Below are 8,740 nucleotides of genomic sequence, written 5' to 3'. Positions count from 1 at the left end.
GATGACGAGGAGTTTCAAAACCCGGTAGACCTGATGTTCGAGGACTTGGCAAAAGAGAAGCCCGACCACTTTGCGGTGCGGCAATATCGTCTTTACAAGCTGGCGGCGGGCAAGACCGCAAAGTCGATTTTGATTTCCTGCGGTGCTCGCCTTGCCCCCTTCGACATCGCCGAACTGCGGGAAATTACCACCTACGATGAGCTGGAACTGGACACCCTGGGCGACCGAAAAACAGCGCTGTTCCTCATTATGAGCGACACCGACAGCACCTTCAACTTCCTGATCTCGATGGTATACACCCAGCTATTCAATCTGCTCTGCGAGAAGGCCGACGATGTGTACGGCGGGCGGCTGCCGGTCCATGTACGGTGCCTCATCGACGAGTGTGCCAACATCGGGCAGATCCCGAACCTCGAAAAGCTGGTGGCCACCATCCGCAGCCGGGAAATTTCTGCCTGCCTGGTCTTGCAGGCGCAGAGCCAGCTGAAAGCTCTGTACAAAGACAACGCCGACACCATCATCGGGAACATGGACAGCCAAATATTCCTCGGCGGCTCGGAAAACACCACCCTCAAAGAACTGTCAGCGACTCTGGGCCGTGAAACCATCGACCTCTACAACACTTCGGACACCCGCGGCAACAGCCCGTCCTTTGGCACCTCGTACCAAAAGACAGGTCACGAGCTCATGAGCCGGGATGAGCTGGCTGTTATGGACGGCGGCAAGTGTATCTTGCAGCTGCGGGGTGTGCGGCCCTTTTTATCCAGCAAATACGACCTGACCCAGCATCCCAATTACAAGCTGACCGGAGACTACGACAAGAAGAACCTCTTTGACATCGAGAAGTTTCTTGACCATAGGCTTAAACTCAAACCGTCGGATGTGTACGATGTGGTGGATGCAGATAACGTATAATTTTTGAACCGTTGGCCCTTCCAAAGAGGGCCATTTTTATTTACCCCAGGCCCAGGATACACCGGCAAATCAGCCCCCGCTGCGGTTGGCAGCTTATAAAAAACGAGATTTCAGGTGTGTATCGGGGCCGCAAGCTCTTTATTGTAAGGAGGAGATCACCATGGAATTTTTCAACTCTGCTGTTGACACTTTACAGACTATCGTGATCGGCCTCGGCGGTGCCCTCTGTGTGTGGGGCGGCGTCAACCTGCTGGAAGGTTATGGGTCCGACAACCCCGGCTCGAATGCTCATGTACGGTAAAGAAGCAAGCAACCGAAAACAATAGATAGACCGCCAGCACTACACTATTCCGAACCAAAGACCAAAAGATAAGCATTTTGAGAAAATCTAAACTTTTGGATTTTCCTACAATGCCGACTACGGCGGAATCCCTCCCACTCCTTATATATTTCTTTCTGTATACATTGAATTTGTATTTAGTAAAATGCAGACAACACCACGGATCGGCTTTTGGTTGGACAATTCCAACCAAACACCGCAGCAGACAGTAGAAACCATTCTGAACGTTAGGAAGCCGGTATGATTGTTACATATAAGGGGAAGAAAAATTTCTTTTAGATACTTGTTTTCCTAAAACTGATGTGATATAATAATTCAAGTCCAGAAAAGGAGTAAAAAATATGCGGCAAGGTATTCTTAAATAAAACTATAATCAAATAGTGGGAACAAAGGATTATGATAGTCCCTTTTGTAGGGGCTTAGTTTTTTGTACCCAATTTAAGAATACTTTTGCCTTATCAATTTTGACATATCCCCAAAAACAGCACTCACAAACAGGTGTATGCTGTATATGTGTATGTCCGCAAATTATCATCCCCAGTGGTAAAAGTATTTTACTGCTGGGGATTTTTATGCCCTTCGGGGCAGTAAAGGGAGGACAATCACATGAAAATAATCAATATTGGAATTCTTGCCCATGTAGACGCTGGAAAGACGACCTTGACGGAGAGCCTGCTATATGCCAGCGGAGCCATTTCAGAACCGGGGAGCGTCGAAAAAGGGACAACGAGGACGGACACCATGTTTTTGGAGCGGCAGCGTGGGATTACCATTCAAGCGGCAGTCACTTCCTTCCAGTGGCACAGATGTAAAGTCAACATTGTGGATACGCCCGGCCACATGGATTTTTTGGCGGAGGTGTACCGCTCTTTGGCTGTTTTAGATGGGGCCATCTTGGTGATCTCCGCTAAAGATGGCGTGCAGGCCCAGACCCGTATTCTGTTCCATGCCCTGCGGAAAATGAACATTCCCACCGTTATCTTTATCAACAAGATCGACCAGGCTGGCGTTGATTTGCAGAGCGTGGTTCAGTCTGTTCGGGATAAGCTCTCCGCCGATATTATCATCAAGCAGACGGTGTCGCTGTCCCCGGAAATAGTCCTGGAGGAAAATACCGACATAGAAGCATGGGATGCGGTCATCGAAAATAACGATAAATTATTGGAAAAGTATATCGCAGGAGAACCAATCAGCCGGGAAAAACTTGTGCGGGAGGAACAGCGGCGGGTTCAAGACGCCTCCCTGTTCCCGGTCTATTATGGCAGCGCCAAAAAGGGCCTTGGCATTCAACCGTTGATGGATGCGGTGACAGGGCTGTTCCAACCGATTGGGGAACAGGGGAGCGCCGCCCTATGCGGCAGCGTTTTCAAGGTGGAGTATACAGATTGCGGCCAGCGGCGTGTCTATCTACGGCTATACAGCGGAACGCTGCGCCTGCGGGATACGGTGGCCCTGGCCGGGAGAGAAAAGCTGAAAATCACAGAGATGCGTATTCCATCCAAAGGGGAAATTGTTCGGACAGACACCGCTTATCCGGGTGAAATTGTTATCCTTCCCAGCGACAGCGTGAGGTTAAACGATGTATTAGGGGACCAAACCCGGCTCCCTCGTAAAAGGTGGCGCGAGGACCCCCTCCCCATGCTGCGGACGACGATTGCGCCGAAAACGGCAGCGCAAAGAGAACGGCTGCTGGACGCTCTTACGCAACTTGCGGATACTGACCCGCTTTTGCGTTGCGAAGTGGATTCCATCACCCATGAGATCATTCTTTCTTTTTTGGGCCGGGTGCAGTTGGAGGTTGTTTCCGCTTTGCTGTCGGAAAAATACAAGCTTGAAACAGTGGTAAAGGAACCCTCCGTCATTTATATGGAGCGGCCGCTCAAAGCAGCCAGCCACACCATCCATATCGAGGTGCCGCCCAACCCGTTTTGGGCATCCATAGGACTGTCTGTTACACCACTCTCGCTTGGCTCCGGTGTACAATACGAGAGCCGGGTTTCGCTGGGATACTTGAACCAGAGTTTTCAAAACGCTGTCAGGGATGGTATCCGTTACGGGCTGGAGCAGGGCTTGTTCGGCTGGAACGTAACGGACTGTAAGATTTGCTTTGAATACGGGCTTTATTACAGTCCGGTCAGCACGCCGGCGGACTTCCGCTCATTGGCCCCGATTGTATTGGAACAGGCATTGAAGGAATCGGGGACGCAGCTGCTGGAACCTTATCTCTCCTTCATCCTCTATGCGCCCCAGGAATACCTTTCCAGGGCTTATCATGATGCACCGAAATACTGTGCCACCATCGAAACGGCCCAGGTAAAAAAGGATGAAGTTGTCTTTACTGGCGAGATTCCCGCCCGCTGTATACAGGCATACCGTACTGATCTGGCCTTTTACACCAACGGGCGGAGCGTATGCCTTACAGAGCTGAAAGGATATCAGGCCGCTGTCGGTCAGCCGGTCATCCAGCCCCGCCGTCCAAACAGCCGCCTGGACAAGGTGCGCCATATGTTTCAGAAGGTAATGTAAAGATACATAATCGTCAAGACGGCAACAATCAGAAGTTATGGAGGGTAACAATGGAATATAGTAAGGAAGATTTAATGGAAGCAAAAAAGCAAATTTGGGGAGTGGGAGAGAACATGGGAACAGAGGAAAGTAAAAAAATCTGGGAGGAGAACGCACAATTTTGGGATAATGCAATGGGTGACGAATCTAATGAATTTCACAGAGAGGTAGTGCGTCCCAAAGTAACGGAACTTCTATCTCCTAATCCTGCGGATTACATTTTGGATATTGCGTGTGGCAATGGAAATTATTCTTCGTATCTTGCACAAAGAGGCGCTTCGGTTGTCGCTTTTGATTACAGCAAAAAAATGATAGAATTGGCTAAAAGACGGCAATCACAATATGCAAAACAAATTGAATTTTGTGTGGCGGATGCGACCGATAGAAAAAGTATATTAGAATTAAAAAGAAATCGAGCCTTTACGAAAGCAGTTTCTAATATGGCAATTATGGATATTACGGATATTGAACCACTTCTTATGGCTGTTTATGAACTGTTGCAGGAAAGCGGAATTTTTGTCTTTGCAACGCAACACCCTTGTTTTGTCACGTTGACTGAAAAATATATGACACCGCACAGTTACTATGATATAGCGATTGAAGGGCAACCGAAAGAGCAGATTTATTATCATCGTTCCATACAAGATATTTTTAACCTTTGTTTTAGAGCTGGATTTGTCATTGATGGATTTTATGAAGAATGTTTTAAAACCAACAAAGAAATTCCTATGGTAATGATAGTAAGGCTTAAGAAGGTAAAACGTGATAGCTTAAAATAAATTCAAGTTTGTCGGGTAAATAGCAAACCCAGCCGAGCCAGTCAACGGTCAAGATGAACGGCGCATATGCGCAGCCGTTGACAGCCCCGCCCGCCTTTGCTGGTAGGCAATCAAGGGGCGACAGCAAGAAGTGCCACCGCCCCGCACTATTATTCAGAAAGGGGAATTTCCATGACCGACCAGATAGCCTATCAAGAATATATCCAGCGCAGGTACAACGCCTTTTGCAAGACTGTTATCCGCTGTGCCGCCTTGGACAAGATTTTGAAGCTTAAACGGCAATGGGAACGGCAAGTTTCCCTTGACTATCTGATGAACGAGAAGTTTGTCCAGTTTGCCGCGTCGGAGCCGGACGAGGAATACCCATTTACCGTCTGCGGTCAGACCGTCCTGCTCTGCAACGCCGCCCTTGCCGACGCGATCTCTGTTTTGCCGGAGCAGACGCGGGAAGAAATCCTGCGCTATTACTTTCTGCGCCAGCCGCAGCGCGTGATCGGCGCGTGTATTGGCCGGTCACGCAGCACAGCGGGGCGGCATATCCAGCTTGCCTTGCAGCGGCTACGCGAAGAAATGGGGGTGAGCCGGTATGAGTAGACTTCTCCCCTATGAAACAATCCTCAAAGCCCGTGAGGGCGACCCAGAAGCCGTGAACGCTGTCCTGCTCCACTACGCCGGATATATCCGCTATTTCTCAAAAGTGAACGGGCAGGTCAACGCCGAGGTGGAGGACTATGTAAAGCAGCGGTTAATTGACTGTCAATTCAAGTTCCGGCTTGACGAACCACCGGACAAGTCATAAAAACTGAATACCAGCCGCCACCGACGCGGCCAGCGAAAGCAGTAAGTCTTGAAAAAGATTTACTGCTTTTTTTGTTGTCCGGCTCCGCTCCCGGCCATTTTGCCCCCTGCCGGTTGTAGTAGTAAGCGAGGAGGGAATTTTTCTGCCCTGGTGTTTGGCATTTGGAGCATTTACCCGTAGTAGAGGGCAAAGAGAAAGGATTTCTCCAACACCGGGTAGAAACCACTGCGTCCGGTGTCATTTTAGCGAAAGCGGGCAGGAATGCCCTTTACAGGATTAGTAGTAGCAGAAAAAGAGAAACAAACTTTTGTGGTTGCAGTTTTCCAAAAAAGTGGCGGACGGAAGTGAGAGAAAGTTTGCAGTCACGGAGAGCAAGTTTCTACCACGGTGCCAAAATCCGCAATTCTGCGGTTTTGCCCCTCGCGGGAAACTTGTTGGGGAGTGCCTTCCCCAAACCCTGCTTTGCGCCCTTGCGGGCGAAAAAACTGAAAACAGTTTTTGTTATTTTCCAAAAAGTTGCCCAATGGGAGAAGTAGAGAGTTTTTTACCCCAAACGCAAAAAAATTTTTGTTATTTCCCGAAAAGTTCAGCAATGAAAGGGGTAGAGAGATTTCTCCGCCCAAAGTAGAAAAAAGTTGCCCAATAGGAGGAGTGAGGGGAAAAATTCTCCGCCCAAAATCCGAAAAAATTCAGCAATAGGAATAGTGAGAGGAGGTTTTCAGCCTATGCCGAAGCGATACAACACACCCCACCGCAGCCGCGTTGTGAAAACCCGGCTGTCCGAAGATGAATACGCCGACTTCACAGCGCGGCTTGCGCCCTATGGTATCAGCCAGTCCGAATTTCTCCGGCAGGCGATACGGCGCACCGCCATACGCCCCGTTATCCATGTATCAGCGGTCAATGACGAGCTGCTTTCCGCTGTCGGGAAACTCACAGCCGAGTACGGCAAAATCGGCGGCAACCTTAACCAGATAGCCCGGTGTCTGAACGAGTACGGCGCACCCTACAACGCGCTGTCCGGCGAGGTACGCGCCGCCATAGCCGACCTTGCCGCCCTCAAGTATGAAGTCTTACAGAAAGTAGGTGACGCGGTTGGCAACACTCAAGCATATCAACTCTAAAAACGCCGACTACGGAGCCGCCGAACAGTATCTGCTGTTTGAGCATGACGAGTTTACCATGAAGCCCGTCCTTGATGAAACCGGCAGGCTTATCCCCCGCGAGGACTACCGGCTGTCCACGCTGAACTGCGGCGGGGAGGATTTTGCCGTTGCGTGTATGCGGGCAAATCTCCGCTATGAGAAAAACCAGCGGCGGGAAGATGTGAAAAGCCACCACTATATCATCAGCTTTGACCCACGGGACGGGCCGGACAACGGCTTGACCGTAGACCGGGCGCAGGCATTGGGCGAGAAGTTTTGCGCCGAACATTTCCCCGGCCACCAAGCCCTTGTATGCACTCACCCGGACGGGCATAACCACAGCGGCAATATCCATGTGCATATCGTCATTAACAGCCTGCGGATTGAGGAAGTGCCGTTCCTGCCCTACATGGACAGGCCAGCCGACACGAAAGCCGGGTGCAAGCACCGCTGTACCGACGCGGCCTTGCGCTACTTCAAGTCCGAAGTCATGGAGATGTGCCACCGGGAGGGGCTTTATCAAATCGACCTCTTGAACGGCAGCAAGAACCGCGTCACAGACCGAGAGTATTGGGCGCAGAAAAAGGGACAGGCCGCGCTGGATAAGCAGAACGCCCCCATGATTGCAGGCGGTATCACGCCCCGGCAGACCAAGTTTGAAACGAACAAGGAGAAGCTGCGGCAGACCCTACGGAAAGCCCTTGCCACCGCCGCCAGCTTTGACGAGTTTTCCTCTCTGTTGCTGCAGGAGGGTGTGACCGTCAAGGAGAGCCGGGGGCGGCTTTCCTACCTCACGCCGGACAGGACAAAGCCAATTACCGCCCGGAAGCTGGGCGACGATTTTGACCGCGCCGCTGTCTTTGCCGTTTTAGAGCAAAACGCCGCCAGAGCAGCCGAAGCGCCAGCCAGATCCCCCGATCCCCCACGCACCATAAAAGACCGCTTGCAGGTTGCCAGAGCCGAGATAGCCGCCCCGAAACAGGACGGAGTGCAGCGGCTTGTGGACATTGAGCAGAAAATGGCCGAGGGCAAAGGCCGGGGCTATGAACGCTGGGCGAAGATACACAATCTGAAGCAGGCCGCCAAAACGCTGTCCGTCTACCAGCAATACGGCTTTACTTCCCCGGAGCAGTTAGAAGCCGCCGTTGACACCGCCTATCAGAAAATGCGCCAGACCAGCGGCGAACTGAAAGCACTGGAAACGAAGCTGCAAGGGAAAAAGAAGTTGCAGCGGCAGGTGTTGGCCTACGCCCAGACCAAGGCCGCCCGCGACGGGCTGCGGGCACAGAAATCCGAGAAAGCCCGCGCCGCATACCGGCAGGCCCATGAGAGCGATTTTATCATAGCCGACGCAGCAGCCCGGTATTTCAAGGCGCATGGCATTACCAAGCTGCCCGCCCGGAAAGCGTTGCAGGCCGAGATCGAGCAGCTTATCTCCGAGAAAGACGGCCTGTATAACACCTATCACGAACAGAAACAGCGGTTCAAGGAGTTGCAGACCGTCAAGCGGAACATCGACCAGATTTTGCGCCGGGACGAGCCGCACCGCAGAAAGGAGCAGAGCCATGAGCGATAACCTGCCCCACATGGACTACCGCCAGCACCGGCGGGCGCGGCGGCTGGTACATGAGTGCTGTAACTACGATGAGGGGAACTGCCTGCTATTGGACGACGGGGAGCCTTGCGTGTGCGTCCAGAGCATTTCCTTTTCCCTCATGTGCCACTGGTTCCGTGTGGCTGTCCTGCCCCTTGACGGGGAGCTGGCCGCAGCCCTCTTGTGCCGGGGAAGCCGGAAACGGTGTGCCGTCTGCGGGGCGGCCTTTGTCCCCAAATCCAACCGGGGAAAATACTGCCCCGACTGCGCCGGGCGCATGAAGAAAATCAAAGCCGCCGAGAGAAAGCGGAAACAAAGGCAGAGATGTCACGCTTTAGAGCCTTTCAAACCCGCATAAATCAAGGCTTTTTTCGTGGGTGTCAAAGGGTACGCGATACATTTATCCTTTTCCCCCGGAAACGGCGTTTTAATGCGTGACAATACGCCAAAATCAACCCGAACACAGGGAGGTGATCCTATCGCTTGTTAGCGTTCAGCTGAAAAAACCATTTGGGGTTCAATAGAAATCACCAATTCCGGATCAACAGAAAAAGCCATTACCCCAAACCTTTCAAATCCTTTATACTGAACGGTGACCAAACA

General features: G+C 51.6%; 9 protein-coding genes. All 9 read left to right on the top strand.

Going from position 1 to position 8,740, the window contains the following annotated elements:
* A partial coding sequence (locus tag B5G12_RS13795) for a VirD4-like conjugal transfer protein, CD1115 family (protein ID WP_144064176.1) occupies nt 1–915 on the top strand: 915 nt, incomplete at its 5' end.
* 160 nt (nt 916–1,075) lie between these two features.
* Nucleotides 1,076–1,216: a Maff2 family mobile element protein gene (locus B5G12_RS13790; RefSeq protein WP_087325446.1), complete on the top strand. Its 141-nt coding sequence runs from the start codon at nt 1,076–1,078 to the stop codon at nt 1,214–1,216.
* Nucleotides 1,217–1,861: 645 nt separating this feature from the next.
* A complete protein-coding gene (gene tet(W), locus B5G12_RS13785; protein ID WP_087325445.1) occupies nt 1,862–3,781 on the top strand; it encodes a tetracycline resistance ribosomal protection protein Tet(W) in 1,920 nt (639 codons plus the stop codon).
* 50 nt (nt 3,782–3,831) lie between these two features.
* Nucleotides 3,832–4,599 (top strand): class I SAM-dependent methyltransferase, encoded by a 768-nt coding sequence (locus B5G12_RS13780; RefSeq protein ID WP_002586626.1) that lies wholly within the window; start codon nt 3,832–3,834, stop codon nt 4,597–4,599.
* Between the two features lie 171 nt (nt 4,600–4,770).
* Nucleotides 4,771–5,193 (top strand): sigma-70 RNA polymerase sigma factor region 4 domain-containing protein, encoded by a 423-nt coding sequence (locus B5G12_RS13770; protein WP_002586616.1) that lies wholly within the window; start codon nt 4,771–4,773, stop codon nt 5,191–5,193.
* A complete protein-coding gene (locus B5G12_RS13765) occupies nt 5,186–5,398 on the top strand; it encodes a helix-turn-helix domain-containing protein (RefSeq protein ID WP_002586615.1) in 213 nt (70 codons plus the stop codon). The genes B5G12_RS13770 and B5G12_RS13765 overlap by 8 nt, the downstream gene beginning before the upstream one ends.
* A 725-nt stretch (nt 5,399–6,123) precedes the next feature.
* Nucleotides 6,124–6,522 (top strand): IME relaxosome accessory protein, encoded by a 399-nt coding sequence (locus tag B5G12_RS13750; RefSeq protein ID WP_066522956.1) that lies wholly within the window; start codon nt 6,124–6,126, stop codon nt 6,520–6,522.
* On the top strand, nt 6,494–8,119 hold the full coding sequence (locus B5G12_RS13745; RefSeq protein WP_087325444.1) for a relaxase/mobilization nuclease domain-containing protein: 1,626 nt from the start codon (nt 6,494–6,496) through the stop codon (nt 8,117–8,119). The genes B5G12_RS13750 and B5G12_RS13745 overlap by 29 nt, the downstream gene beginning before the upstream one ends.
* Nucleotides 8,109–8,495, top strand: coding sequence for an IME_Rho_tet family cysteine-rich VLP protein (locus tag B5G12_RS13740; protein ID WP_002596231.1), 387 nt, complete (start codon nt 8,109–8,111; stop codon nt 8,493–8,495). The genes B5G12_RS13745 and B5G12_RS13740 overlap by 11 nt, the downstream gene beginning before the upstream one ends.
* Nucleotides 8,496–8,740 lie beyond the last annotated feature (245 nt).

Origin of the sequence: Faecalibacterium sp. An58 (assembly GCF_002161515.1) — a bacterium.
Lineage (GTDB): Bacteria > Bacillota > Clostridia > Oscillospirales > Ruminococcaceae > Faecalibacterium > Faecalibacterium avium.
Note: the sequence above shows the minus strand (reverse complement) of the source record. Positions and strands in the feature narration are given on the sequence as shown.

Coding starts and splice junctions, on each gene's coding strand:
- B5G12_RS13790 (WP_087325446.1), top strand. CDS start 1,076: ATGGAATTTTTCAACTCTGCTGTTGACACTTTACAGACTATCGTGATC.
- B5G12_RS13780 (WP_002586626.1), top strand. CDS start 3,832: ATGGAATATAGTAAGGAAGATTTAATGGAAGCAAAAAAGCAAATTTGG.
- B5G12_RS13770 (WP_002586616.1), top strand. CDS start 4,771: ATGACCGACCAGATAGCCTATCAAGAATATATCCAGCGCAGGTACAAC.
- B5G12_RS13765 (WP_002586615.1), top strand. CDS start 5,186: ATGAGTAGACTTCTCCCCTATGAAACAATCCTCAAAGCCCGTGAGGGC.
- B5G12_RS13750 (WP_066522956.1), top strand. CDS start 6,124: ATGCCGAAGCGATACAACACACCCCACCGCAGCCGCGTTGTGAAAACC.
- B5G12_RS13740 (WP_002596231.1), top strand. CDS start 8,109: ATGAGCGATAACCTGCCCCACATGGACTACCGCCAGCACCGGCGGGCG.